The sequence below is a fragment of the Pseudomonas sp. NY15364 genome, assembly GCF_048068235.1.
GTDB classification, from domain to species: domain Bacteria; phylum Pseudomonadota; class Gammaproteobacteria; order Pseudomonadales; family Pseudomonadaceae; genus Aquipseudomonas; species Aquipseudomonas mendocina_D.
On sequence record NZ_JBLUPX010000006.1, the window covers coordinates 81,367 to 106,902 of the forward strand.

Sequence of the window (25,536 nt, forward strand, 5' to 3'; positions counted from 1 at the left end):
CGGCCCGACGCCCCGCCTGCCTAATGACATCGACTCGATGAAGCTTGCCCCCGCGCAACTCGGCAAACACCTGCAAGGCACGCTCGCACCTGTCTATGCGATCAGCGGCGACGAGCCATTGCTGTGCCAGGAAACCGCTGACGCCGTCCGTAATGCCTGTCGCCAGCAGGGGTTCGGCGAACGCCAGGTGTTCAATGCCGAAGCCAACTTCGACTGGGGCAACCTGCTACAGGCGGGTGCCAGCCTCTCGCTGTTCGCCGAGAAGCGCCTGCTGGAACTGCGCCTGCCCTCCGGCAAGCCAGGCGACAAGGGCGCCGCCGCCCTGCTCGAGTACCTGGCCCGCCCGCCCGAGGACACCGTCCTGCTGCTGAGCCTGCCCAAGCTCGATGGCAGCACGCAAAAATCCAAATGGGCCAAAGCGCTGATCGACGGCCAGGTGAGCCAGTTCATCCAGATCTGGCCGGTAGATGCCAATCAGCTGCCGCAGTGGATTCGCCAGCGCCTCGCGCAGGCCGGCCTGAGCGCCAGCGCCGATGCGGTGGACATGATCGCCGCGCGGGTCGAAGGCAACCTGCTGGCGGCCGCCCAGGAAGTGGAAAAGCTCAAGCTGCTCGCCGAAGGCAATCAGGTGGATGCCGAAACCGTCCAGGCCGCCGTAGCTGACAGTGCGCGTTTTGACGTCTTCGGCCTGATCGACTGCGCCCTCGCTGGCGATGCCGCACACGCCCTGCGCGTCCTCGAAGGGCTACGTGGTGAAGGGGTGGAAACCCCGGTGATTCTCTGGGCGCTGGCGCGCGAGATTCGTCTGCTGGCCGGCATCGCCCACCAACAGAGCCAGGGCATCCCATTGGACAAAACCTTCTCCAGCGCCCGCCCGCCAGTCTGGGATAAACGTCGCCCCCTGGTTTCCAAAGCCTTGCAGCGTCACAGCAGCAAACGCTGGGGCCAGTTGCTGCAGCAGGCGCAGTTGATCGACGCACAAATCAAGGGCCAGGCGCCCGGTGATCCGTGGAGCGAGCTGGCACTGCTGACCCTGCAGTTGGCCGGACAGCGTCTGCGCCTGTAATTGTTGCTGCCCACCCTACGAGCTGAAAGGCTTCGCGAGCAGAGCTCGCTCCTACGAGCTCCCCATCCAGACCGCAACCTGGACATTTTCTGTACAGCGGCGCATAGTCTCCGCCGCCTGCATTGGCGCAGGACAGTCTGCATGAGGAAACGCCATGAGCAAGAAAGCCGGCAAACGGCCGAACAAGGCCAAATCCATCGTCGCCCAGCCACTGTTTCGCTCCCGCCAGGAACGACCACAGAAAGGTAAAGGCAGCTACCGCCGCGAAGCCTCCCACAATTGGGAGGCTTCTTGCTTTATGGGCCTCTTCGCTTCGCTGATAGCCCAGAATCCCCGTCGAGCATGCTAAGGTAACTGCCTGCTTAAACGCCTTGAGATAGACATGCCACACCAGCTTCCACGTCGCGCCCTGGCTCTGCTTCCTCTCCTGCTGCTGGCGGCCTGCGCCCAGGCCCCAGCGGAAAATCTGCCTACTGCCACTGCCCCTGCAGCGGTCCAGACCGCAGCCGAAACGCCCTTGCCCAGTTTTGCCGACTGGCGCCAGACGATGCGTAGCGAAGCGATTGCCGCCGGCATCGACGCAGCGCTATTCGATCGCGTATTCGCCGGCGTCACCCCCGACCCTGCAGTGCTTAAAGCAGATAGTAGTCAGCCCGAGTTCACTCGCCCGGTGTGGGAATATCTGGACGGTGCCGTCTCCTCCAGCCGTATCGGCCGCGGCCGGGTACTGCTAGCGCAGCACAGCCTGGTGCTGCAACGCATCGAGCAGCAGTACGGCGTCGAAGCCCCGATCCTGGTAGCCATCTGGGGCCTGGAGAGCAACTTCGGCAACAACATCGGCAGCAATAGCGTCATTCGCTCCCTCGCCACCCTGGCCTATGACGGTCGCCGCCAGGGTTTCTGGCGCGCCCAGTTGCTGGCTGCGCTGCAAATCCTGCAGAACGGCGATGTGTCCAGCGAGCGCATGATCGGCTCCTGGGCCGGTGCCATGGGGCAGACCCAGTTCATGCCGACGACCTACAACCAGCATGCCGTCGACTTCGACGGCGATGGCAAACGCGATCTGTGGGGTTCTTCGACCGACGCACTGGCATCCGCCGCACATTATCTACAGGCCTCTGGCTGGCAGCGTGGTCAACCTTGGGGCTTCGAGGTGAATCTACCGAACGGCTTCGACTACGCCCTGGCCGATCCCGATCAGCGCCGCACGCTGGCCGAGTGGGCAGAGCTCGGCGTCCGCCCGCTGGCACCGACAGGTGCGGCCGCCAGCGCCCGCGCCAGCCTGCAGCTGCCTGCCGGCCACAAAGGCCCGGCTTTCCTGTTGCTGGATAACTTCCGCAGCATCCTCAAGTACAACAACTCCACGTCCTACGCGCTGGCCATCGGCCTGCTTGCCGACAACCTGCTGCGTCCAAGCGAAGTCAAAGGACAGTGGCCGCGCGGCGAGCGCCAACTGGGTCGTAGCGAGCGCGTCGAACTGCAGGAGCTGCTGACCAAGGCAGGATTCGACCCAGGCCCGGCCGACGGCATCATCGGCGCCAATACGCGCAAAGCCATTCGCGCCCTGCAACTGCAGTTGAACTGGCCAGCCGATGGCTACCCCAATACCCAGTTGCTGGAACAGCTGCGCACACGCTGAATCCATGCCTGCTCCGGCAAGGGCTTGCCATGCGAGCCCTTGCCGAGCTGTCGCAGCGACGCCCAGGCGGCACCTTGCCGGTGCTTTGTCGACAGGCGGCCTCAACGTCTGCATACACCTTCTGTGGTAGACTGGCCGGCGGCCAAAAGCCACCTGCCCACGGAGCCTCTACCGGAGCCCAGATTTCCGATGTCCGACACCTCCTCGCCCAAATCCGTCGCCAGCGGCGAAAAGTTTCGCACCGCCCAAGGCATCACCGCGATCAAGGATGGCCAGAAGCGCCGCGCCTCGGCCGAGCCCCAGGTTTTCGAACCCAAGCCCAAGTGGCTGCGGGTCAAGGCCCCTGGCGGTAGCCGCTTCGAGGCGGTCAAGCGCAACGTCGGCGAACACCGCCTGAGCACCGTTTGCCAGGAATCGCATTGCCCGAACATGGGCGAGTGCTGGTCCAACGGCACGGCCACGATCATGCTGATGGGGTCGGTGTGCACCCGTGCCTGCCGCTTCTGCGCCGTGGACACCGGCAACCCCAATGGCTGGCTGGATCTGGAAGAGCCGCAGAACACCGCCAAGTCGGTGGAGCTGATGGCCCTGCGTTATATCGTGCTGACCTCGGTGGATCGTGACGACCTCGAAGACGGCGGCGCCGGCCACTATGCAGCCTGCGTGCGAGCGATCAAGGAAAACACCCCGCAGGTGGTAGTCGAGGCCCTGACTCCGGACTTCGATGGCGATCACCAGGCCATCGAGCGCGTGGTCGATTCCGGCCTGGAAGTCTTCGCGCAGAACGTCGAGACGGTCAAACGCCTCACCTATGTGGTTCGCGACCCGCGCGCTGGCTACGAGAAGACCCTCAAGGTGCTCGAGCACGCCAAGAAACACCGCCCGGACGTACTGACCAAAACCAGCCTGATGCTTGGCCTGGGTGAAACCGACGAAGAAATCCTGGAAACCATGGATGACCTGCGCGCCATCGGCGTGGACATCCTCACCCTCGGCCAGTACCTGCAACCCACGCGCAACCACCTCAAGGTGCAACGCTGGGTCAGCCCTGAAGAGTTCAATCGCTTGCGTGACATCGGCCTGGAGAAAGGCTTCATGGAAGTCGCCGCCGGCCCGCTGGTACGTTCCAGCTATCGCGCCGACCGCGTGTTCGAGAAGAACAACCTGGGCCTCGCCGCCCCGGTTCCAGTGCCTGGCCAGGAGGTCAACGCCAGCCTCATTCCAGCGCTGAATCTGAACTGACGGCTATCGCTGGATAAACGAAAGGGGCGCCATGGCGCCCCTTTGACTTTTCTGCTGTTCAAGGGCCCGCGCGCTGCCTGCCTTAACATGACCCTGGCGGACTGTTCGCTTCGCTCCTGAGTCCGCCCTACGCCCTGGAACCGCCCTCTGCTGTGCTGTAGCCCAATCGGCCGCGTAGCGCCTGCTCCAGCCGCTGCGCCACCTCGTCGATTGACGGCGGTGCATCGACCAGATCCCTAAGTTGAACCATCTTCAACCCGGCGTAGCCACAGGGGTTGATACGCAGGAAAGGCGTCATGTCCATATCGACGTTCAGCGCCAGGCCGTGGAACGAGCAGCCACGGCTGACGCGCAACCCCAGGGAAGCGATCTTGTCGCCTGCCACGTATACACCGGGCGCATCCGCCTTGGGCGCTGCCTCGATGCCATAGCCGGCCAATAGCTCGACCAGGCCCTGCTCCATGGCGGTGACCAGCTCACGTACGCCGAGATCGAGGCGACGTAGATCGAGCATCAGATAGGCCACCAGCTGCCCAGGACCGTGATAGGTCACCTGCCCGCCACGCTCGACCTGGATCACCGGAATATCGCCCGCAGCGAGCACATGCTCGGCCTTGCCGGCCTGCCCCTGAGTGAACACCTTGGGATGTTGCAGCAACCAGATTTCGTCGGGAGTCTGCGCATCGCGCTCACGGGTCAGTTGGCGCATGGCCTCCAGCGTGGGCTGGTAGTCGACCAGCCCGAGGTGACGGACGACAAGCTCGGGCATGGGTATCACAGCACCATATGCACGCGGCCGGTTGCACGCAGGTCGACGTGAATCGCCTGCAGCTGCTCGACACCGGTGGCAGTGATCAGCACCTGAACGGAAAGGAAGTTACCGTTGCGGCTGTCACGCATCACCAACGTGGAGGTATCCAGGTCGGGGGCGTGGCGCTGGATCACTTCGATTACCAGGTCGGAGAAACCCTCGCCAGCGGTACCAATGACCTTGATCGGGTAACGCTCACAGGGAAAATCGATTTTTGGCGGTTGGACATCACTATCGGTCATGGCATCAGCGGGCTTGTGGCCCGTCCAGAAAGGGCCGCTCCGGGTTGGAGCGGCGGGCTAAAAGAGGCATGGCTTACAGCACGTAAATGGGCACTGCTTCAGCCGGTTTCAATGCCATGACGACAACGCAGGTCGCTTTCAGCGGTGACTGTCAGTTGAACAGGCCGAAGAAGAACAGTCGAATGCTGTCCCACAGACGACGCAGCAGGCCGCCCTCTTCTACTGGCTCCAGCGCCACCAGATCGGTGCTGCGCACCACGTCGTCACCCAGTTTGACTTCGACCTTGCCGATCACATCGCCCTGCTGGATCGGTGCGATCAGCTGCGGGTTGATGATCATGCTGGCCTGCAGTTTTTCCAGCTGGCCCTTGGGCATGGTGATGGTCAGGTTCTCTGCCAGACCTGCCTTGACCTGATGTGCGGCGCCCTTCCAGACGGTGGCCTGAGCTAGCTCTGCGCCTTTCTGGTAGAAGGTGCGGCTTTCGAAGAAGCGGAAGCCATAGGTCAGCAGCTTCTGGGTTTCCGCCGCACGGGCCTGCTCGCTGTCGGTGCCGAATACCGAGGTGATCATGCGCGCACCATCACGTACGGCCGAGGCCACCAGGCAGTAGCCGGCCTCCGAGGTGTGACCGGTTTTCAGGCCATCGACGGTACGGTCGCGCCACAGCAGCAGGTTACGGTTGGGCTGCTTGATGTTGTTCCAGAGGAACTCCTTCTGCGAGTAGATCGCATAGTGCTCGGCGTCCTCGTCGATGATCGCGCGCGCCAGGATCGCCATGTCATGGGCACTGGAGTAGTGCTCCGGGTGCGGCAGGCCGGTGGCGTTCATGAAGTGACTGTTCTTCATGCCCAGGCGCTCGGCGGTAGTGTTCATCATGTCGGCGAAGGCGTCTTCGCTGCCGGCGATGTATTCGGCGATGGCGATGCTGGCGTCGTTGCCGGACTGGATGATGATGCCGTGCAGCAGATCGTCGACCGTGGCCTGGCTGTTCAGCGGCAGGAACATGGTGGAACCACCGGACGCGGCGCCACCGGTGCGCCAGGCATGCTCGCTGATGGTCACCAGATCCTGCTCGCCGATCTTGCCGTTGCGGATTTCCAAGGTGGCGATGTAAGCGGTCATCAGCTTGGTCAGACTGGCCGGCGGCAGGCGCTGGTCAGCGTTGTTCTCGACAAGGATGTTGCCGCTGGCGGCGTCCATCAGAACATAGGATTTGGCGGCCAGTTGCGGCGCCGCAGGCACCACCTGCTGGTTGGCCATGGCGAGTGGCGCGGCCAGAAGGGTAAGAACCAGTGAAGCACGTTGCACGAAGCTGGTGATGTTCATCCGTCTCTCGAAAATCGTTGCATGGGTTGTACGGCCCCGAAGGGCCATCTTTCGACTCGCCAATAGGCGAGCCTCGGATTTAGTCCGGCAAACACCGGTTAAGTTGCCATCAGTCGGCACGCACTAGCGTGGCCTGCCCCAGATTGGCCAGGCGCACGCTGCTCTGTAGCTGCTCAGCCTCGCCCTGGTTGCTGATCGGCCCCATGCGCACCCGATGCAGAATCTGCTGGTCGCGCACCACTGAGCTGATGAACACCGGCACACTGCTGGTCTGGCTCAGCTTGGACTTGAGCAGCTCCGCAGCGTCCGGATTGGCGAAGGCTCCCACCTGGAGATACAGGCCAGAGGCTCCGAGTGAATCGTTTTTTTTTGCGTCGATCTGCACGGGCACCACCGCAGCGGCGTGCTGCGTCGGCGGCGGCGCGTACTGCTCGACGACCTGCGGCACGGGCTGCGCGACGGGTTGAGCCACAGCAGCCTTGGCCGGCTGATTGTTGGCCAGCACCAATGGCACCGGACGACCCTGCTGCGCCCACCACTCGTGCGGGTCGATACCTTCGACCTTGACCCGCGCAGTGCCCTTCTCGGCATAGCCGAGCTTCTTCGCGGCAGCGAAGGACAGATCGATGATGCGGTCGGAGTAGAACGGCCCACGGTCATTGACCCGCAGGATCACCACCTTGCCGTTCTCCAGGTTGGTCACGCGCACGTAACTGGGCAGTGGCAATGTCTTGTGCGCTGCGGTCATGCCGTACAGATCGTAGGTTTCGCCGTTGGCAGTAGCCTGGCCATGGAATTTGGTGCCGTACCAGGAAGCAGGCCCTGTCGCCTGGTAGCGACGGGCGTCCTGAATCGGGTAGTACTGCTTGCCGAATACCACATATGGGCTGGCTTTGACCGGCCCGTAATGTGGCATGGGGATGGCGTCCTGAATCTTCGAGACATCGACGTCCCACCAGGGTGCGCCATCCCTGTGTGGCCGGTTGAAATCATCCGGGCCAGAGATACCGGCCGACTGACCGGGCACCACCGCGGGCTGCGGTGCCCGATTGGAGGAGCAGCTCGCCAGCAACAGCGCTGCCGTTACGCAGGCTGCCAGCGGCAGCAGTTTGGACGCACTCATCGATTACCCCGCGTTTCGACCAGCAGTTCGGCCAGTTGGTTGACTGCCATGGCATACATCACGCTGCGATTGTAGCGAGTGATGGTGTAGAAGTTGGGCAAACCGAACCAGTATTCGTCGCCTTGCGCGCCTTCCAGACGGAATGCGGTCACCGGCAGGTCTTCTGCCAGCTTGTCCTGGCTCTTCCAGCCCAGCGCGCGCAGCTCGGCGACGCTCTTCACCGGGTCCAGGCCCTGGGTCAGGCCTTCGTCGACGCGAGCACCGCTGGCCTCGACGCGACTGGCGACCTGGCCGCCGGCCTGCCAACCGTGACGTTTGAAATAGCTGGCAACACTGCCGATGGCATCGGTCGGGTTGCTCCAGATGTTGATATGGCCGTCGCCATCGAAGTCCACGGCGTAAGCACGGAAGCTGCTCGGCATGAACTGCGGCAGGCCCATGGCACCGGCGTAAGAGCCCTTGAGGCTGATCGGGTCGACCTGCTCCTCACGGGTCAGCAGCAGAAACTCGCGCAATTCCTTGCGGAAGAACGGTGCGCGCGGCGGGTAGTCGAAGGCCAGGGTCGACAGCGCATCCATTACCCGCCAGCTGCCGGTATTGCCGCCGTAGAAGGTTTCCACGCCGATGATGGCGACGATGAACTGCGGCGGCACACCGTACTCGGCCTCGGCTTTTTCCAGCGCAGCCTGGTTCTTGTTCCAGAACTCCACACCCTGAGCGATACGCTTGTCGGTGATGAAAATCGGGCGATAGTCCTTCCAGGGTTTGACCTTCTCGGCCGGACGCGAAATGGCATCGAGGATCGCCTGCTTGCGCTCGACCTCGGCGAACAGACTGACCAGTTGCTCACTGGCAAAGCCATAGTCGCGGGTCATTTCCTCGATGAACTCGGCCACCTGCGGCGAGCCGTCGTAATCGGCAGCCAGCGCCTGAGCGCCAGTGCCGAACACGCCGGCGATACCGACTCCCATCAACGTACGAGCAGCCCAACTACGCAGAGAATGCATTAACCCATAACCCCCAAATCAAACCTGAGCGATCCACTTTCTGTGGGTGTGGATCGCCATCAATATCCCGAAGCCTGACAACAGCGTGACCAGATGGGTTCCGCCGTAACTAATGAAGGGCAGCGGAACCCCAACCACCGGCAGCAGCCCGCTGACCATGCCGATGTTGACGAATACGTAGACGAAGAAGGTCATGGTCAGCGCCCCCGCCAGCAGCTTGCCGAACAGCGTCTGCGCCTGGGCGGTGATCACCAGGCCGCGCGCCAGCAGCAGCAGATAGAGCAACAACAACAGACAGACGCCGACAAGGCCGAACTCCTCCGCGAGCACGGCAATGATAAAGTCCGTGTGGCTTTCCGGCAAAAAATCCAGGTGCGACTGAGTACCCAGTAGCCAGCCCTTACCCAGCACGCCGCCGGAACCGATCGCCGCCTTGGACTGGATGATGTTCCAGCCCGACCCCAGCGGATCGCTCTCGGGATTGAGGAAGGTCAGCACGCGGCGTTTCTGGTAATCGTGCATGACGAAGTACCACATGCCCACCGCGATCGGCACCACGGCAGCGGCGGCGCCGATGATCCAGCGCCATTGCAGGCCGGCCATGAACACCACGAATGCGCCCGAGGCGAGGATCAGCAGCGAGGTGCCCAGGTCGGGTTGTTTGACGATCAGTACGAAGGGCACACCGATCATCGCCAGGCTGATGACAATGTGCTTGAAGCGCGGCGGCAGGTTGTGCCGCGACAGGTACCAGGCGATGGTCATCGGCATGATGATTTTCATCAGCTCCGACGGCTGGAAGCGGATCACCCCGGGGATATTGATCCAGCGTGTGGCGCCCATCGCGGTATGACCCATGACTTCCACCACCATCAGCAGCGCGACGCCTATCACGTAGGCAAGAGGCACCCAGCGCGCCATGAAGCGCGGGTCGAACTGGGCAATCACCACCACCGCGAGCATGCCAATGCCAAAGGACGACGCCTGCTTGAGCAGCAGGTCGATGTTCTTGCCACTGGCCGAATACAGGATGAACAGGCTGCCAGTGCCGAGAATCAGCAACAGCAGCAGCAACCAGCCATCGATGTGCATGCGCTGCAGCAGACTGGCGCGACGACGCAGCACGTCCTCGTCGGACAGGGTACGGTCGAAATTGCTGATCATCGCTGACTGACCTCGGCAGGCTTGGGCAACGCGAACTTGGCCTTGAGCTGGCCGGTTTCCTTATCCAGCAGCCAGGCATCCATCACCTGCTTGACCACCGGGGCGGCAACACCGGAGCCGGACTCACCGTTTTCCACCATGACCGCGACGGCGATCTGCGGGTTGTTCGCCGGTGCAAAACCGATGAACAGCGCGTGGTCGCGGTGGCGCTCCTGCACCTTGTTACGGTCGTACTTCTCACCTTGCTTGATCGCCACCACCTGCGCCGTACCGCTCTTGCCAGCGATACGATAGACCGAACTGTCACCGACTTTGCGCGCGGTACCGCGAGGGCCGTGCAACACCTCTTCCATACCGCGAATACCGTAATCCCAGAACTTGGGATCACGCAGGACGATATCCGCAATCGGATTGGGGTCTGACGGCAGGCGGCCATCGACGCTCTTGGCCAGGTGCGGACGAATCCACTTGCCGCGCGTGGCCATCAATGCGGTGGCCTGCGCCAGTTGCAGCGGTGTGGTCTGCATATAGCCCTGACCGATACCGAGAATCAGCGTCTCGCCCGGATACCAGGGTTGACGATAACGTGCCCGTTTCCAGTCGCGCGAAGGCATTAGGCCGGCGGCTTCCTCGAACATATCCAGCGAAACACGCTGCCCAAGGCCGAAGCGGCTCATGTAATCGTGCATGCGATCGACGCCCATCTTGTGCGCCAGATCGTAGAAATAGGTGTCATTGGAGCGAGCGATGGCCAGATTGAGATCGACCCAACCGTCACCATTACGGTTCCAGTTACGGTATTTGTGGCTGTGGTTGGGCAACTGATAGAAGCCCGGGTCGAACACCCGCGAAGTAGGCGTGACTACACCGGCATCGAGACCGGCCACAGCAACCATCGGTTTGATCGTCGAGCCTGGCGGATAGAGGCCGCGCAACACCCGGTTATACAGCGGCTGATCGATGGAGTCGCGCAGCTCACCGTAGGCCTTGAAGCTGATACCGGTGACGAAGGGATTGGGGTCGAAGCTGGGCTGGCTGACCATCGCCAGCACTTCGCCATTGTTCGGATCGATGGCCACCACGGCGCCACGTCGGCCGCCCAGGGCGTTCTCGGCCGCCTCCTGCAGGTGCACGTCGAGGCTGAGCACGATGTCCTTGCCCGGTTTCGGATCGACGCGATTGAGTACACGCAATACGCGGCCACGGGCATTGGTCTCGACCTCCTCATAGCCGACCTCGCCGTGCAGCTCGTCCTCGTAGAAACGCTCGATACCGGTCTTGCCGATATGGTGCGTGCCGGCATAGTCGGTAGGATCGAGGCGCTTGAGCTCCTGCTCGTTGATGCGCCCGACATAACCGACCGAATGAGCGAAGTGCTCCTGCTGCGGGTAATGCCGCACCAGCTGCGCAGCCACTTCGACCCCCGGCAGACGGAACTGGTTGACCGCGATGCGGGCAATCTGCTCCTCGCTCAGCTCGAACAGGATCGGTACCGGTTCGAACGGACGCCGCCCCTGGCGCACGCGGCGCTCGAACAACGCGCGCTCGTCCTCGCTAAGCTCCAGTACCTCGACCACTGTATCGAGCACGCTAAGCCAGTCACCGGCACGCTCTCGGGTCACGGTCAGGCTGAAGCTGGGGCGGTTGTCGGCGATGATCACGCCGTTGCGGTCGTAGATCAGCCCACGGGTCGGCGGCAGCGGCTGCACGTGGATACGGTTGTTCTCTGCCAGGGTGCTGTGATGCTCGTACTGGATCACCTGCAGGTAGTACATGCGCATGACCAGCACGCAGGTCAGCAGGATGATCACCACGCCGCCGACGAGCACCCGGCGCTTGACTAGGCGAGCGTCCTTTTCGTGATCCTTGAGGCGAATCGGCTGCGGCATGACTACTTGATCACTTGTGATACGGGTGGCCGGACAATACGGTCCAGGCTCGGTAGATCTGCTCGCCGAGCAGGATACGCACCAGCGGATGCGGCAACGTCAGCGGCGACAGCGACCAGCGCTGCTCGCTACGCGCGCAGACCTCCGGCGCCAGCCCTTCCGGGCCACCGACCATGAGGTTGACGTTGCGTGCATCGAGGCGCCAGCGATCGAGCTCCGCCGCCAATTGCTCGGTGCTCCATGGCTTGCCATGGACCTCCAGCGTGACTATACGTTCGCCGGGCTGCACCTTGCTCAGCATGGCCTCACCCTCCTGACGGATCAGACGGGCGACGTCGGCATTCTTGCCGCGGGTATTGAGGGGAATTTCCACCAGCTCCAGCGGCAATTCTGCTGGCAGACGCTTGACGTACTCCTGCCAGCCCTCTTCGACCCAACGCGGCATGCGCGAACCGACGGCGATCAGTTTGATCCGCACGGTTTACGCTTACTCGGCGCTGTGCTGGGCGCGACTCTGCTCGGCGCCCTGCCACAGGCGCTCGAGGTCGTAGAACTGACGCGCGGTCGGCAGCATCACGTGCACGACGATGTCGCCCAGATCGAGCAGCGCCCATTCACCGCTGTCCAGACCTTCGCTGCCGATCGGGCGCACGCCCTGCTCCTTGACCTTTTCCAGCACATTGTCCACCAGCGCCTTGACCTGACGGCTGGAGCTACCGCTGGCGATCACCATGAAATCGGTGATGCTGGTCTTGTCCTTGACGTCGATCACGGTGATGTCGGTCGCCTTGATCTCTTCCAGCGCCGCCACGGCGATCTTGACCAGCTCTTCGCTGGGCATGTTCTGCTTGCTCATAAATGACTCATTTGCCTCGTGTAATGGACGCCAGCGCACATGCATGGCGTTTCAAGCATTGGGCGCACGGTACAGATCGTGCGCCTGGATATAGGCCAGTACCGCATCCGGCAGCAGATAACGCGCCGAGCGGCCAGTTGCCAACAAGTGGCGAATCTGCGTGGCGGAAATCGCCAACGGAGTCTGCCAGATGAAACTGATTTGCCCGCCTGCACCCACCAGGCTCAACGGGTCGCTGACACTGCGCGCGGCCAGCAGATCGCGCAGCGCCTCCGGCGCTTCACTGTCGGCATCCGGCCGTTGCAACACCAGCAGGTGACAGTGCTCGAGCAATTCCTGCCAGCGATGCCAGCTCGGCAAACCGCAGAAGGCATCCCAGCCCAGCAGCAGAAACAGCTGATCGTCCGCTGCCAGCTCGGCACGCACCGACTCCAGCGTGTCCACGGTGTACGACGGCTTGTCGCGGCGCAGCTCGCGGTCATCAACCGTCAACCGCGTCTCGCCTGACACCGCCAGTTCGACCATGGCCAGACGCTGCTCGGCCGTCGCCTGCGGCGTGTCGCGGTGCGGTGGTCTGGCGCTGGGGATCAGCCGCAGCTCGTCCAGCGCCATGAATTCGGCCACCTCCAGCGCGGCACGCAGATGCCCGATGTGCACCGGGTTGAAGGTACCGCCGAGCAGGCCGATGCGTCGGGCGCCGATCCGTTTCATTTATGTACGAATGTGTCCGTCGCCGAAGACCACGTATTTCTCGCTGGTCAGGCCTTCCAGGCCGACCGGGCCACGTGCGTGCAGCTTGTCGGTGGAAATGCCGATCTCCGCCCCCAGGCCGTACTCGAAACCATCGGCGAAGCGGGTCGAGGCGTTGACCATCACCGAGGAAGAATCCACCTCGGTGAGGAAACGCCGCGCATCGCTGAAGTTCTCGGTGATGATCGAGTCGGTGTGCTGCGAGCCGTAATGATTGATGTGCTCGATGGCCGCATCCAGCGAGTCGACGATGCGAATCGCCAGGATCGGCGCGTTGTACTCGGCGAACCAGTCGTCTTCGCTCGCTTCCAGCACATCGCCACCCAGCAGCTCGCGGGTGGCGGCATCGCCACGCAGCTCAACACCTTTGTCGCGGTAGATGGCGGCCAGTGGCGGCAGTACCTTGCCCGCCACGGCAGCGTGCACCAGCAGGGTTTCCATGGCGTTGCACGGCGAATAACGCTGGGTCTTGGCGTTGTCGGCAACGCGAATCGCCTTGTCCAGATCAGCGGCGACGTCGATATAGACGTGGCAAACGCCATCCAGATGCTTGATCACCGGCACCTTGGCATCACGGCTGATGCGTTCGATCAGGCCCTTGCCACCGCGTGGCACGATCACGTCGACGAACTTCGGCATGGCGATCAGCTCACCGACGGCAGCGCGATCAGTGGTTTCCACCACCTGCACGGCAGCCGCCGGCAAATCGGCCTCGGCCAGGCCCTGCTGGATGCAGCGGGCAATCGCCTGGTTGGAATGAATCGCCTCGGAGCCGCCACGCAGGATGGTGGCATTGCCGGACTTCAGGCACAGGCTGGCGGCATCGATGGTCACGTTCGGACGCGACTCGTAGATGATGCCGATCACCCCCAGCGGCACACGCATCTTGCCGACCTGAATGCCGGACGGCAGGTAGCGCATACCCTGAATCTCACCAATCGGGTCGGGCAGGGTCGCCACCTGGCGCAGGCCTTCGATCATGCTGTCGATCACCTGCGGCGTCAGCGCCAGGCGGTCGACCATCGCCGGTTCCAGGCCGCTGGCACGGGCGGCGGCCAGGTCCAGTTCGTTGGCGGCAGTCAGCTCGGCGCGAGCGGCGTCGAGGGCATCGGCGGCAGCGTGCAGCGCGCGATTCTTCTGCGCGGTGCTGGCGCGGGCGAGCACCTTTGATGCCTGGCGGGCGGCCTGGCCCAGGCGGGTCATGTAAGCGTGCACGGACTCGGTCATGGCGGCGGAGGTCTGGCAGTTGGAAAAAGGGGCTGATTATAGCCGGCTCGCGAGGCTGCGCCCAGCGGCGTCTGGCAAGCGGTACAGGATGCCGACCTGAAGCGCGGCAACGACAGGCCGAACACGCAACCCGGCCAACCAAACCCGATACAGACCCATTCAGGCAATTTTAAGGTGCTTATTGCTATGCTCGCCGCCCGGATCAGCCCACTTCGAGCCCTGCGCATAGATCATGCCCGCGACACCGCCCTCAAACCTGCCCTGGCCCGGCGCCAGGCCATTGCCTGACACCTTCTTCGACCGCGACGCTCAGTTGCTGGCGCGCGAGCTTCTCGGCAAGGTCATCCGCCATCGCGTCGGTGCACTGTGGCTGAGCGCAAGGATCATCGAGACCGAGGCCTACTACCTGGTGGACAAGGGCAGCCATGCCTCGCTCGGCTACACCGAGAAGCGCAAGGCGCTGTTTGCCGATGGCGGGCACATCTATATGTACTACGCACGCGGCGGCGACTCGTTGAACTTCAGCGCTCAAGGGCCTGGCAACGCCGTACTGATCAAGTCCGGACATCCTTGGATCGACGCCATCAGCGGCGCCGACTCGCTCGCCGCGATGCAGCGCAACAATCCCGACAGTCTCGGCCGGCCACGCGCGGCCGAACGCCTGTGCGCCGGGCAGACGTTGCTGTGCAAGGCGCTCGGCCTGAAAGTGCCGGACTGGGATGCACGTCGCTTCGACCCGCAGCGACTGTTCGTCGAGGATGTCGGCGAACGACCGCACTCGATCATCCAGTGCGCACGTCTGGGCATTCCCCTGGGGCGCGACGAACACCTGCCCTACCGTTTCGTCGACGCGCAATATGCTCGCCATTGCACACGCAACCCTTTGCGTCGTGGGCAGGTCGAAGGCCAAGACTATCGATTGTTGAGCGTTTAGGGAGCAGAACGATGAGCGTCTGGTTGGACAACCTGACCACCTGGCTGAGTGGCAACCCGCAATGGCTGGGGGTGGCGATCTTCCTCATCGCCCTGCTCGAATGCCTGGCACTGGTGGGCATCGCGCTGCCCGGCGTGGTGCTGCTGTTCAGTGTCGCCCTGCTCGCCGGCAGCGGCGTGCTGACACTCTGGCAAACGCTGCTGCTGGCCTACGCCGGTGCGCTGTGCGGCGACATGATTTCCTACGCGCTGGGCAGACGTTTCAAGCGCAACATCGGCCGCCTGCCGGTACTGCGCCATCACCCGCAATGGATCCTGCGCGCCGAGCTGTATTTCCGCCATTACGGCGTGGCCAGCCTGCTGGTCGGGCGTTTCATCGGCCCGCTGCGGCCCATGCTGCCCATGGTGGCCGGCATGCTGAACATGCCAGTGCTGCGCTTCATTCTGGTCAGCCTGGTGGCTGCAGCCGGCTGGGCCGTGGCCTACCTGTTACCGGGCTGGGCCACCGGCGCGGCACTGCGCCTGCCAATGGCGGAAGGTTTCTGGACCGAGGCCGCGGTGCTGCTGGCCGGTATCGGCGTGATCCTACTGCTGACCATCCAGGCCAGCCTGGCGGAAAAGCCGCGGGCCAGCCTGCTGGGTGGCGGGCTCAGCCTCGTGCTGCTGATAGCCATCGTCATCGGCTGGCCGCATCTCGATGCGCTGGATCAGGGCCTGATGACTCTGGTTCAGGAGCAGCGTCAGGCGCACCTGGACCAGTGGATCGGCACCCTGACCCGGCTGGGCGACTTCCATATCCAGTTTGCGGCGGCTGCAGTGCTGTGCGCCTTGCTGTTCCTGGCGCGGCAATGGCGTCACCTGGTCTTCGCCGGCTCGACCCTGCTGGTCACGGCGCTAGGCAACACCACGCTCAAGCATGGGTTTGCCCGGGCCCGCCCCGATGTGCTGAGCGAACCGCTAACGACGTACAGTTTCCCCAGCGGTCATAGCTCGGCAGCCTTTGCCTTTTTCCTGGTGCTGGGGGTGCTGGCCGGCCGTGGTCAATCGGCACGCCTGCGCCTGGCCTGGCTGGTAGTGGCGTGCCTGCCTGCCTTGGCGATCGCCTTGTCGCGGGTCTATCTGGGGGTGCACTGGCCCAGCGACATTATCGCCGGCGCTCTGTTGGCCTCAGCGGTATGCGGCCTGAGCCTGGCCCTATGTCAGCGCCAGGAAGCGCTGCCGCCGCTGCCGGCGCGCCTGTGGTGGATCATCCTGCCCGCCTGCCTATCGGTGCTGGGCGCCATGGCGACCTGGCAGTTGTCCACCGCACTACTGCGCTATTCCTATTAAGGCGTCGCCTCAGACATCGCCCTGGAGCACCTCGAGCATGGCGTGCAGTTGCTCCAGGCGCAGGGCAGGATCATCGAGCTGAAGTAGCTGCAGTTTCTGCGCCGGCTCCAGCGGCAATAGATAGGCCAGCTGATTGGCCAGTTGCTGCTGACCGGCGACCACGCCGGTCATATCCAGGCCAGCCACCAGCGGATGCTCGGCCAGGGCCGCGTGCAGGGCGGCCAGATCAGCATGCTCGGCCTGCAGCGGGCTGTTGGGTTGCTCCTCCAGCCACTGCACGTCGGCGACGGTCAGTTGGTCCGGCAGCACCTGAGCGCGCTCGACCCTGAAGCGCCGGCCACCCTCCACGCGAATGCCCAGCAGGCCATTGGGACGCTGCTGGAAATCGCAGACCCGCGCTTCGCAGCCGATCGCCGCGAAATGGCTGGCCGCATCGCCGACCTCGGCACCCTCGATGATGCACACCACGCCAAAGCCTGAGCCCTGTTTCATGCAGCGACTGATCATGTCCAGGTAGCGTGCCTCGAATATCTGCAAATCGAGCACGCAACCGGGAAACAGTACGGTGTTGAGCGGAAACAGCGGCAGATTCATCGGTTCATGACCTGTTATTCATGCAGGGGGCCAAGGCATCGCCAATCGCCTGGCAGGCTCTCACAGCAACAGGACAATCGCCAGAGGCAACAGCACGGCGGTGATCACCCCCATCAGGCTCATCGCCAGCGCGGCGAAGGCGCCGCACTCGTCGCTCTCCTGCAGGGCGCGCGCCGTACCCACGGCATGCGCGGTGATGCCCAGCGCCATACCCTGCGCCGCCGGATGATGAACCCGGCACAGACGCAGAATGGACGGTCCGACGATGGCGCCGATGACCCCGGTGATCATCACGAACACCGCCGCCAGTGCCGCGATGCCGCCAATCTGATCGGCCACCAGCATGGCGATCGGCGAAGTTACCGATTTCGGCGCCATGCTCATCAGCATGATGCGCTCGGCGCCGAACAGCCAGGCCAGCCCCGCGCCGAGTACAGTGGCGAAGGTGCCGGCAATCAGCAACGTCAGGATGATCGGCCAGAACAGCTGGCGAATCCGCCGCAGGTTGAGGTACAGCGGCACGGCCAGAGCCACCGTGGCCGGGCCGAGCAGCAGAGTCAGCGCCGCGACGCTGTTGCGGTACTCGGCAAAACTCAGGCCGCACAGCAGCAGAATGCCGATCACCGTGAGCATCGACACCAGTACCGGTTGCAGCAATACCCAGCGGGTTCGCTCGTAGGCGGCCATGGCCAGTTGGTAGGCGCCCAGGGTGATGCCGATGCCGAACAGCGGGTGATGGGTCAGCGCCTGCCAGGCGCCCTGCCAATCCGGACTCATACGTCCTCCTGGCGCTGCTGACGCTCGATCAATTTCTGCATCAGCCAGCCAGCGAACGCCAGCGACACCAGCAACGACAGTACCAGCGCGCCGACCACAGCCCAGAAATCGGCGGCGATATCGCTGGCATAAGCCATCACGCCCACGGCCGGCGGCACCAGAATCAGTGGCAGGTATTTGAGCAGGCTGCTAGACGCGACGCTGAGCGGCTCGCCCACCTCGCCACGCAGCATGAGAAAGACGAACAACAACAGCATGCCGATGATCGGACCAGGCAACATCGGCAGCAGCAGGACGTTGAGAACGGTACCCAGTAACTGGCACAGCACCAGCCAGGAAAGACCGCGAAGCAGCATGTTTGAAATCTCCGGAAAAACGAGCGATGGCCGTGATCTCCGCTCATAAGAGGGGATTCCAGGCATCTATTGAGGCATGTCGGCCATTATAGGCGTGATGCCATCTCGCTGGCCTCTGTATTGCTTCGTCGAGCGGACCTATACAGCGTCATTCATCACGCCAAGGCAGGCTTGACCCGATGCCGCCCCCATGATGATCTAGGCCGCAACGGTTTCACGCAAACAAAAACAACACACGCGTCCTCAAGGAGGAACTATGCCGTTCGTACCCGTAGCAGAGCTCAAGGACTATGTTGGCAAGGAACTAGGCAAGTCCGAGTGGCTGACCATCGACCAGCAGCGCATCAACCAGTTCGCCGAGTGCACCGGCGACCACCAGTTCATCCACGTCGACCCGGAAAAGGCCAAGCTCACCCCCTTCGGCACCACCATCGCCCACGGTTTCCTGTCGCTGTCGCTGGTGCCGATGCTGATGGAAAAGATCATGATCATGCCGCAGGGACTGAAGATGGCGGTGAACTACGGCCTCGACAGTGTGCGCTTCATCCAGCCGGTCAAGGTCAATTCCAAGGTGCGCCTGGTGGTCACCCTGACCGATGCCACCGAGAAGAACCCCGGCCAGTGGCTGCTCAAGGCGCGCGCCGTGCTGGAAATCGAAGGCCAGGAAAAACCGGCCTACATCGCCGAGCCGCTGACCCTCTGCTTCGTTTGATCCCCGCCTGCTCCCGTTTCCGGCCCTCTGGCCGGAACGGGAATCTTCTCGCGTCAGCAAAGCGTGCGATGCGACAGCGCAAGCCTGCGGGCTTGCGGCATACTGCCGAGCAAAGCACCGACCTGGACGTCCGCCATGAATTCCCTTGCCTTGCGCCTGCTGCCTGTTTGCTTGTCCCTGCTGATCGCCGGTTGCGACGAAGCGCGTCCGCTACTGCCGGCCAATGCCACCCTGCCCGACGGCGGCCAGTATCGCGGCGAGATCGTCGATGGCCTACTGCAAGGCCCCGGGCGTCTGGACTACCGCAATGGCAGCTGGTTCGTCGGCCAGTTCAAGGACGGCATGCTGGAAGGCAGCGGCGAGTGGCAAGGCCCCGGTGGCGAGCACTATCTGGGCGAATTTCATGAAGGCATGTTCCACGGCCAGGGCACCCTCACCTACAGCGACGGCAGCCGCTACGAAGGCGGTTTCGAACGCAACCGGTTCAGTGGCGTGGGCCTGCTCGAACAGGGCGGCCAACGCTATCAGGGGGAATTTCTCAACGACCGCTTCCACGGTCTGGGCAAACTGGAAATGGCCGACGGCAGCAGCTTCCAGGGCCAGTTCGTCAAGGGACAGCCAGAGGGCCAGGGCGTACGCATCGACGCCTACGGCAATCAGTACAGCGGCGTGTTCGCCCAGGGTCTGCTCAGCGGCCAGGGCAGCTACCACAACGCCGATGGCGATAACTACAGCGGCGGTTTCAAGAACGACGAGTTTCATGGCAAAGGTCGCTACCAGAGCGCTGGCGGCGAGACCTGGGCCGGCGAATTCGTAGAAGGCGTGATGCAGGGCCCCGGCGAATACACCGATGGCGAAGGCACCCGCTACCTCGGCGAATTCGCCGACTGGCAGTACGAGGGCGAAGGCCTGCTCACCTTGCCAGACGGCAGCGCCTACCGAGGCCATTTCTCCGGCGGAGAATACAGTGGCGAGGGCACCCTGACCCTGGCCGACGGCAGCCGTCAGTCCGGCACCTGGCAAAGCGGGCGCCTGGTACGTGACGAACAGGGCCAGCCACTGCCCGACAGCCTGGAGCTGGGCCTGCTGCAACAGGGACAACTGCTCGAAGAGGCCATCGCCGCGATCCCCGCCTCGACACCATCACGCGAACTCTACGCGCTGACCCTGGCGGGCGACGGCAAGCAGAGCGTGTTCATGCGTGAAGCCGATTACGTCAGCAGGTTGATGCGTGATCGCTTTGGTGCATACGGCAGCGTCAGCCTGATCAATCACCGCGACCATCTTGCCGACCGCCCATTGGCCACGCGCGAGAACCTCACCCGCGTGGTTCAGGCTCTTGCCGAACGCAGCGGCGAGGAAGACCTGATCTTCATTTACCTGACCAGTCACGGCTCGCGTCGTCATGAACTCAATCTCGACCAGCCGCGCCTGCAACTGGCCGACCTGCCTGCCAGCGAGCTGGCTGCCCTGCTCGCTCCGCTCAAGCAGCGCAACAAGGTGGTGGTGATTTCCGCCTGCTACTCCGGCGGTTTCATCCCGCCGCTGAAAGACGAAAAGACCCTGGTGATGACCGCCGCACGCGCCGACCGGGTTTCCTTCGGCTGCAGCGAGGAGAACGACTTCACCTATTTCGGCCGCGCCTTGTTCGCCGAGGCCCTCGGCGAAACCGACAACTTGGAACGAGCCTTCGAACTGGCCAAGGAACGTGTCGCCGAGCGTGAGCAGAGCGACGGCTTCGAACCTTCCGAACCGCAAATCTGGGCGCCCCGCGGCGTACTCCAGCACTGGCGCGAACTACGCCAAAGCCAGGCCGAGCGCGCGCTCGGTGCCGTGGCCAGCGGTCCGGCAAAGGACTAACAGGCCGTTGAAAAACGTAGGCGACGACTGCATGGATGCAGGAGGTAGAGCGAAGCAGGAAGCCCGAGCCGAGGCAGGCAGGCAGGCAGGCAGGCAGGCAGGCAGGCAGGCAGGCAAGACGATACCGATGGCGGCCCCGCAAAAACAGCCGAAAAACGCTCGGAGTCGCGCACGACTTTACGAGTTGTAAATGAGCATTTTGATCGGACTCGCGCACGAGGCTGTTTTAAACGAAGCATTGCCAACGCAGGTAGTTTTTCAACAGCCTGTTAAGCTGAACTGTAATGGACAAGAGACAACTGCATGTACCTGACCCCGCAGCACATCCTTATCGCCGGCGCCACCGGACTCACCGGTGAACACCTGCTCGACCGCCTGCTCAGCGAGCCAACGGTCGCCCGCGTGCTGGCACCGACACGCCGCCCCCTGGCCGCACACCCGCACCTGGAAAACCCGGTAGGTGACCTGCAGGCCCTGCTGCCGCAGCTATCCGGGCAGGTCGATACCGCCTTCTGTTGCCTGGGCAGCACTATCAAGCAGGCCGGCTCACAGGAAGCCTTCCGCGCTGTCGACCATGACCTGGTGCTGGCATTCGCCTGTCGCGCTCGCGAGCTCGGCGCACGGCACCTGGTGGTAATCAGCGCCCTGGGCGCCAACGCAGGATCAAAGGTGTTCTACAACCGCATCAAGGGCGAAACCGAGCAAGCGCTGAAAGCCATGGACTGGCCGCAACTGACCATCGCCCGCCCATCGCTCCTGCTCGGAGCACGCCATGAGTTTCGTCTCGGCGAGCGCCTCGCGGCTCCCCTGCTGCGCTGGCTGCCGGGCAAGTATCGCGGCATCGACGCCTGTGCCCTGGCTCGCGCCCTGTGGCGTCTGGCCCTGGAAGAGGAAGACGGTGTGCGCGTGATAGAGTCTGCCGACCTGCGCCGCCTGGGGCGCTGATGCCGTGGATGAAGCGATGAAACCGACAAGCCTGATCGAGGCCCTGCAAGACGCCGACATGCTCGAGATCGACAGTCTGTATGCCTGGCAGTTCGACCTCGACACCGAACTGCTGGCGCAGATCAGCGCCGGCACGGCGGGCAGCGACAGCGCAGCCAGGCCGGTGCTACAGGTGCACTGCATCGATGGTCGCGAACGTCGCCTGTGGAAGTTCTCCCTGGCTTCGGTACAGGCCGCGCGCTACAGCGAAGCGGACGACAGCTGGTTGATCGCAGGCAGCGAGGTCAACCACACCCTCAAATGCTTTGCCGCCTATCGCGGCGACAATGATGAGGACGATGAGGGGCAGGACGAAGCCTGAACCATGGGCCTTTATGACCGCCATCTCCTGCCGCACCTGATCGATTTCGCCTGCGGCATGGGCGCGGTGATGAAGGCGCGCTCGCAACTCGTGCCACTGGCGCAGGGCCGTGTGCTGGAAATCGGCATCGGCAGTGGCCTCAACCTGGGTTTCTACGACCCGCAGCGGGTCGAGGTGGTGGTTGGCGTCGACCCATCCGCCGCCATGCAGCGCCTGGCCCGTGAACGCGCCGCGCGCTGCCAGGTGCCGGTGGAAATGATCGCCCTGGAACTGGGCCAGATTCAGGCGGCGGACGCCAGCTTCGATGACATCGTCTGCACCTTCACCCTGTGCACTATCCCCGATGCCATCGCCGCCCTGCGCGAAATGCGCCGCGTATTGAAGCCTGGCGGGCGCCTGCTGTTTTGCGAACACGGTCTGGCGCCGGATCTGCCGGTGGTGCGCTGGCAAAAGCGCCTGACGCCGCTGTGGAAACCGCTGGCCGGCGGCTGCCATCTGGATCGCGACATACCCGCGCTAATAGGAGCCGGCGGCTTTCATATCCGCGAACTGAGCACTGGCTATCTCAAGGGGCCAAGGCCGATGACCCACGTCTATCGCGGCTGGGCCGACTGAGCAACTAGCTGCTTACCGCACCGGAACGCAACGCCAGCGGATCGACCAGCCCGGCGGCGATGGCCATGCCTACCAGCTCTGGCAGCGTCTCGGCCTGCATGCGTTTCATCACCCGCGAGCGATACAGGTCGACGGTCTTCACGCTGATATCGAGCTGCTCGGCGACTTCGCGGTTGGTGTAGCCGCGCACCAGCGGCAGCAGCACGTCACGCTCGCGGGGAGTGAGCTGATCGAGCCGCGCCTGCACCTCGGCCAGGCGCGCATCGCGCCGCGGGCGGGCCGGACGGCGATCCAGCGCCTGCTGCACGCTGTCGAGCAGCAACTGCTCGTTGTAGGGCTTCTCGATGAAATCCACGGCGCCGGCCTTGAACGCACGCACGACGATAGGCACGTCGGCATGACCGCTGACGAAAATTATCGGCAGGTCGATACCCCGTGCGCGCATTTCCTCCTGCACATTGAGCCCCCCCATACCCGGCATGCGCACGTCGAGCAGCACACAGGCGTTGGCCGCCGCATCGCAGGCCTCGAGAAAGGCACGACCGCTGGTGAACGGCACGCCCTTGAGGCCTACCGACTCCAGCAGCCAGAGGGTCGAGTCGAGCATGCCCTGGTCGTCATCGACCACGTAAACCAGTTGTTGCATCCCTGTGCTGCTCCTCTTGTTGTTATCAGTGACTTGGCCGCTCGTAGGGCGGACTCAGGAGCGCCAGCGAACAGTCCGCCGATTCGCGTCGCGCCACGAGTCCTGATCGCCGGCAAGCCGGCTCCTACAGATCAACCTAATCCTCTCTGCCCAACGGCAAACGACACTCCAGGCACAACCCGCCGCCCTCGGCCGGCAATGCCTCCAGCGCCCCACCAAAACCCTCGATAATGCTGCGGCTCATGGACAGGCCAAGCCCCAGTCCATCGGCCTTGCTGGTGTAGAACGGTGTGAACAGCTTGCCCATCTGCTCGTCGCTGACACCCGGCCCCTGATCGATCACCCGGATCGCCAGGCTGCCGTCCGCTTCGCTTGCCTCCAGACGCACCTGCGAGGGTGCGCCGGGGTGGCGTTCGCGGTTGGCATCGATGGCATTGCGCAGCAGGTTGAGCAGCACCTGTTCGAGCAACACACGGTCGGCGAATACCGGCGGCAGATTGTCCGGCAAGGCGTCGCTGACCGCCACCTGTGCCGCGCCGGCTTCCCAGTTGCACAGGCGCACCGCTTCGCGCGCCACCTCGGCCAGATTGAGCGCCTGCATACGCCGCTGGCCCTTGCGCAGGAAGGCGCGCAGGCGCTTGATCACTGCCGAGGCGTGGTTGGCGTGTTCGGTGATGCGCGCCAGGCCCTGGCCCACCTTGTCGACACCGGCTGGATCGCCGCCCACCCCCTGCAGATAGCGCTGGCTGGCGCTGGCGTAGTTGACCACTGCCGCCAGCGGCTGATTGATCTCGTGGGCAATCCCCGAGGCCAGTTCACCCAGGGTGATCAGCCGCGTGGTGTGCGCCAGCTCGTCCTCCAGGCGGCGCTTGTTTTCCTCGGCCTGGATGCGTGCACTGATGTCACGCGACACGCTGACCACCTCCACCACCGCACCGGTGTAGGTCTCGCGAATCGCGCGGCTGGCGGTCTCGAACCAGAGATAACGCCCATCGCGATGACGGATGCGATAGCTCATGGTGTGGTAGCCGTTCTGCTCCAGCGCCTCGCGCGCCTGCTTGGCCTGCTGCAACTGATCCTGCGGATGCAGCAGGCCGTCGACCGCCATGCCGCGCAGCTCTTCCGGCCAGTAGCCGAGCAACGTCCAGCTGGCCGGCGTGGCGTCGAGGAACACGCCGTCCGGGGTATGCCGGGAGATCAGGTCGGTGGTGTTCTCGGTGATCAGCCGGTACAGCCGTCGTGCCCGCGCGGCCTCGCGCTGCTCGCGGATTTCCTGGGTCGCTTCGCGGCAGCGCGCCAGCACGCGGCGCTCGGCGACATCGGGAATGAAACTCCATATCAGGATGCGCTCGCCATCCTGCGCCTCCACCGCCTCCACAGCCCGCGACTGCTCCAGGCAGGCGCGCACCAGCGGCAAATGGTTCACCGGCAGCAGCTCGCCGACCTGAGCCAGCGAGCGCTCACCAAGTAGCCCCTGCAACGCCGCGTTGCTCTCCAGCAGACGCGCCTCGGCGTCGAGCAGCAGCGCCGGCTGCGGGTCGGATGACAGCAGCGGCGCACTGCGCGCCAGCCCCGAGGCCAGTTCGACCATCTGCACCAGCAGCTCGCGCAACCAGGGCAGCCACTCCAGCCCGGCCGCCTCGTCAACCTGCAACAGCAGCACGCCCGGTTGGCCAGGCTGCAGTTGCAGGGCCAGCGCCTGGCCATGATGCAGCGCGGCGCGACGCAAACGCCCAGCCAACCAGCACGGTAGCTGGCGCAGGGCGTCGAAGGTCAGACTGGCCTGCTCGCCAAGCGCGGTGAACAGTGTCTCGTCACTGGCCTCCAGCGGATCGCCCATGCCGGGTGGCAGGCGCGGGCCGTCATCGACCTGGGCATAGGTACGACTGGCCGGCTGCCAGGTGAGGTACCAAGCCTGGCGCACCTGCGGGCACCCCAGCAAGGCCTGGCGCAACGCCTCGGCACGCGCCCCCAGGGGCGGTGCCTCACGCTGGATGCGCAGCCAGGACTGCAGGGGAACAGCGGAAAGATGAGCGTCGATGTTCATATAGTAATTATTCTATAA

General features: G+C 63.8%; 26 protein-coding genes and 1 pseudogene. 11 read left to right on the forward strand and 16 right to left on the reverse strand.

What is annotated here, in order from left to right:
• Positions 1 to 37 precede the first annotated feature (37 nt).
• The 4 genes and pseudogenes from holA to lipA all read left to right on the forward strand — a co-directional run bounded on the left by holA (position 38) and on the right by lipA (position 3,947).
• Entirely contained in the window at positions 38 to 1,066 is a 1,029-nt protein-coding gene (gene holA / locus ACNFCJ_RS07370; RefSeq protein WP_416770613.1) for a DNA polymerase III subunit delta, read from the forward strand.
• 154 nt (positions 1,067 to 1,220) lie between these two features.
• Positions 1,221 to 1,367: pseudogene (arfA, locus tag ACNFCJ_RS07375) on the forward strand (alternative ribosome rescue factor ArfA); the annotation flags it as partial.
• A gap of 81 nt (positions 1,368 to 1,448) precedes the next feature.
• On the forward strand, positions 1,449 to 2,705 hold the full coding sequence (locus tag ACNFCJ_RS07380; protein ID WP_416770614.1) for a lytic murein transglycosylase: 1,257 nt from the start codon (positions 1,449 to 1,451) through the stop codon (positions 2,703 to 2,705).
• 189 nt (positions 2,706 to 2,894) lie between these two features.
• Positions 2,895 to 3,947: a lipoyl synthase gene (gene lipA / locus ACNFCJ_RS07385; protein ID WP_017675502.1), complete on the forward strand. Its 1,053-nt coding sequence runs from the start codon at positions 2,895 to 2,897 to the stop codon at positions 3,945 to 3,947.
• A 127-nt stretch (positions 3,948 to 4,074) separates the two neighbouring features.
• Here lipA and lipB read toward each other — a convergent pair whose 3' ends face one another.
• The 11 genes from lipB to ACNFCJ_RS07440 form a co-directional block, all read right to left on the reverse strand.
• On the reverse strand, positions 4,075 to 4,716 hold the full coding sequence (lipB, locus tag ACNFCJ_RS07390) for a lipoyl(octanoyl) transferase LipB (protein WP_143504743.1): 642 nt from the start codon (positions 4,714 to 4,716) through the stop codon (positions 4,075 to 4,077).
• Between the two features lie 5 nt (positions 4,717 to 4,721).
• Positions 4,722 to 5,000: a DUF493 domain-containing protein gene (locus ACNFCJ_RS07395; protein ID WP_143504744.1), complete on the reverse strand. Its 279-nt coding sequence runs from the start codon at positions 4,998 to 5,000 to the stop codon at positions 4,722 to 4,724.
• 151 nt (positions 5,001 to 5,151) lie between these two features.
• Positions 5,152 to 6,327 (reverse strand): D-alanyl-D-alanine carboxypeptidase family protein, encoded by a 1,176-nt coding sequence (locus ACNFCJ_RS07400; protein ID WP_143504745.1) that lies wholly within the window; start codon positions 6,325 to 6,327, stop codon positions 5,152 to 5,154.
• A gap of 109 nt (positions 6,328 to 6,436) precedes the next feature.
• Complete coding sequence (locus ACNFCJ_RS07405) at positions 6,437 to 7,450, reverse strand: septal ring lytic transglycosylase RlpA family protein (protein WP_416770616.1); 1,014 nt, start codon at positions 7,448 to 7,450, stop codon at positions 6,437 to 6,439.
• Positions 7,447 to 8,457, reverse strand: a complete 1,011-nt coding sequence (gene mltB, locus ACNFCJ_RS07410) for a lytic murein transglycosylase B (protein ID WP_143504746.1) — start codon at positions 8,455 to 8,457, stop codon at positions 7,447 to 7,449. Before mltB ends, ACNFCJ_RS07405 begins: the two co-directional genes overlap by 4 nt.
• 18 nt (positions 8,458 to 8,475) lie before the next feature.
• Entirely contained in the window at positions 8,476 to 9,579 is a 1,104-nt protein-coding gene (rodA, locus tag ACNFCJ_RS07415) for a rod shape-determining protein RodA (RefSeq protein WP_172825349.1), read from the reverse strand.
• A 38-nt stretch (positions 9,580 to 9,617) separates the two neighbouring features.
• Positions 9,618 to 11,510, reverse strand: a complete 1,893-nt coding sequence (mrdA, locus tag ACNFCJ_RS07420) for a penicillin-binding protein 2 (protein WP_416770617.1) — start codon at positions 11,508 to 11,510, stop codon at positions 9,618 to 9,620.
• 10 nt (positions 11,511 to 11,520) lie between these two features.
• Positions 11,521 to 11,988, reverse strand: a complete 468-nt coding sequence (rlmH, locus tag ACNFCJ_RS07425) for a 23S rRNA (pseudouridine(1915)-N(3))-methyltransferase RlmH (RefSeq protein ID WP_013717179.1) — start codon at positions 11,986 to 11,988, stop codon at positions 11,521 to 11,523.
• A gap of 9 nt (positions 11,989 to 11,997) precedes the next feature.
• Positions 11,998 to 12,351 carry a ribosome silencing factor gene (gene rsfS, locus ACNFCJ_RS07430; protein ID WP_179575928.1) on the reverse strand — a complete coding sequence of 118 codons (354 nt, stop codon included), beginning with the start codon at positions 12,349 to 12,351 and terminating at the stop codon, positions 11,998 to 12,000.
• A gap of 66 nt (positions 12,352 to 12,417) precedes the next feature.
• Positions 12,418 to 13,077 carry a nicotinate-nucleotide adenylyltransferase gene (gene nadD, locus ACNFCJ_RS07435; RefSeq protein ID WP_017361990.1) on the reverse strand — a complete coding sequence of 220 codons (660 nt, stop codon included), beginning with the start codon at positions 13,075 to 13,077 and terminating at the stop codon, positions 12,418 to 12,420.
• Positions 13,078 to 14,343, reverse strand: coding sequence for a glutamate-5-semialdehyde dehydrogenase (locus ACNFCJ_RS07440; protein ID WP_416770618.1), 1,266 nt, complete (start codon positions 14,341 to 14,343; stop codon positions 13,078 to 13,080).
• Between the two features lie 232 nt (positions 14,344 to 14,575).
• Between ACNFCJ_RS07440 and ACNFCJ_RS07445 the strand changes: the two genes are divergently transcribed.
• Together ACNFCJ_RS07445 and ACNFCJ_RS07450 are read left to right on the forward strand one after the other, a co-directional pair.
• Positions 14,576 to 15,277 carry a DNA-3-methyladenine glycosylase gene (locus tag ACNFCJ_RS07445; protein WP_416770619.1) on the forward strand — a complete coding sequence of 234 codons (702 nt, stop codon included), beginning with the start codon at positions 14,576 to 14,578 and terminating at the stop codon, positions 15,275 to 15,277.
• Between the two features lie 11 nt (positions 15,278 to 15,288).
• The gene (locus ACNFCJ_RS07450) at positions 15,289 to 16,605 is read left to right on the forward strand and encodes a bifunctional DedA family/phosphatase PAP2 family protein (protein ID WP_416770621.1); all 1,317 of its coding nucleotides are present in this window, start codon (positions 15,289 to 15,291) and stop codon (positions 16,603 to 16,605) included.
• Positions 16,606 to 16,614: 9 nt separating this feature from the next.
• On the opposite strand, the gene ACNFCJ_RS07455 is transcribed toward ACNFCJ_RS07450, so the two are convergent.
• The 3 genes from ACNFCJ_RS07455 to ACNFCJ_RS07465 are packed head-to-tail and all read right to left on the reverse strand — an operon-like array spanning position 16,615 to position 18,332.
• Positions 16,615 to 17,199 carry an LON peptidase substrate-binding domain-containing protein gene (locus tag ACNFCJ_RS07455; RefSeq protein ID WP_296229649.1) on the reverse strand — a complete coding sequence of 195 codons (585 nt, stop codon included), beginning with the start codon at positions 17,197 to 17,199 and terminating at the stop codon, positions 16,615 to 16,617.
• Positions 17,200 to 17,259: 60 nt separating this feature from the next.
• Entirely contained in the window at positions 17,260 to 17,976 is a 717-nt protein-coding gene (locus ACNFCJ_RS07460; protein WP_296229650.1) for an LrgB family protein, read from the reverse strand.
• Entirely contained in the window at positions 17,973 to 18,332 is a 360-nt protein-coding gene (locus tag ACNFCJ_RS07465; protein WP_099526355.1) for a CidA/LrgA family protein, read from the reverse strand. Before ACNFCJ_RS07465 ends, ACNFCJ_RS07460 begins: the two co-directional genes overlap by 4 nt.
• A gap of 256 nt (positions 18,333 to 18,588) precedes the next feature.
• On the opposite strand from ACNFCJ_RS07465, the gene ACNFCJ_RS07470 reads away from it, so the two are divergent.
• The 5 genes from ACNFCJ_RS07470 to ACNFCJ_RS07490 all read left to right on the forward strand — a co-directional run bounded on the left by ACNFCJ_RS07470 (position 18,589) and on the right by ACNFCJ_RS07490 (position 22,825).
• Positions 18,589 to 19,044, forward strand: coding sequence for a MaoC family dehydratase (locus ACNFCJ_RS07470; protein ID WP_143497550.1), 456 nt, complete (start codon positions 18,589 to 18,591; stop codon positions 19,042 to 19,044).
• Between the two features lie 135 nt (positions 19,045 to 19,179).
• On the forward strand, positions 19,180 to 20,904 hold the full coding sequence (locus tag ACNFCJ_RS07475; protein ID WP_416770624.1) for a C13 family peptidase: 1,725 nt from the start codon (positions 19,180 to 19,182) through the stop codon (positions 20,902 to 20,904).
• A 303-nt stretch (positions 20,905 to 21,207) separates the two neighbouring features.
• Positions 21,208 to 21,849 (forward strand): oxidoreductase, encoded by a 642-nt coding sequence (locus tag ACNFCJ_RS07480; protein ID WP_416770626.1) that lies wholly within the window; start codon positions 21,208 to 21,210, stop codon positions 21,847 to 21,849.
• A gap of 16 nt (positions 21,850 to 21,865) precedes the next feature.
• Positions 21,866 to 22,210, forward strand: coding sequence for a DUF5629 family protein (locus ACNFCJ_RS07485; RefSeq protein WP_416770628.1), 345 nt, complete (start codon positions 21,866 to 21,868; stop codon positions 22,208 to 22,210).
• Positions 22,211 to 22,213: 3 nt separating this feature from the next.
• Entirely contained in the window at positions 22,214 to 22,825 is a 612-nt protein-coding gene (locus ACNFCJ_RS07490) for a class I SAM-dependent methyltransferase (RefSeq protein WP_416770630.1), read from the forward strand.
• Between the two features lie 4 nt (positions 22,826 to 22,829).
• Here the strand turns inward: ACNFCJ_RS07490 and ACNFCJ_RS07495 are convergent, their stop codons facing one another.
• A complete protein-coding gene (locus ACNFCJ_RS07495; protein ID WP_416770632.1) occupies positions 22,830 to 23,471 on the reverse strand; it encodes a response regulator transcription factor in 642 nt (213 codons plus the stop codon).
• A 136-nt stretch (positions 23,472 to 23,607) separates the two neighbouring features.
• Complete coding sequence (locus ACNFCJ_RS07500) at positions 23,608 to 25,518, reverse strand: sensor histidine kinase (protein ID WP_416770634.1); 1,911 nt, start codon at positions 25,516 to 25,518, stop codon at positions 23,608 to 23,610.
• Between the last annotated feature and the right edge of the window lie 18 nt (positions 25,519 to 25,536).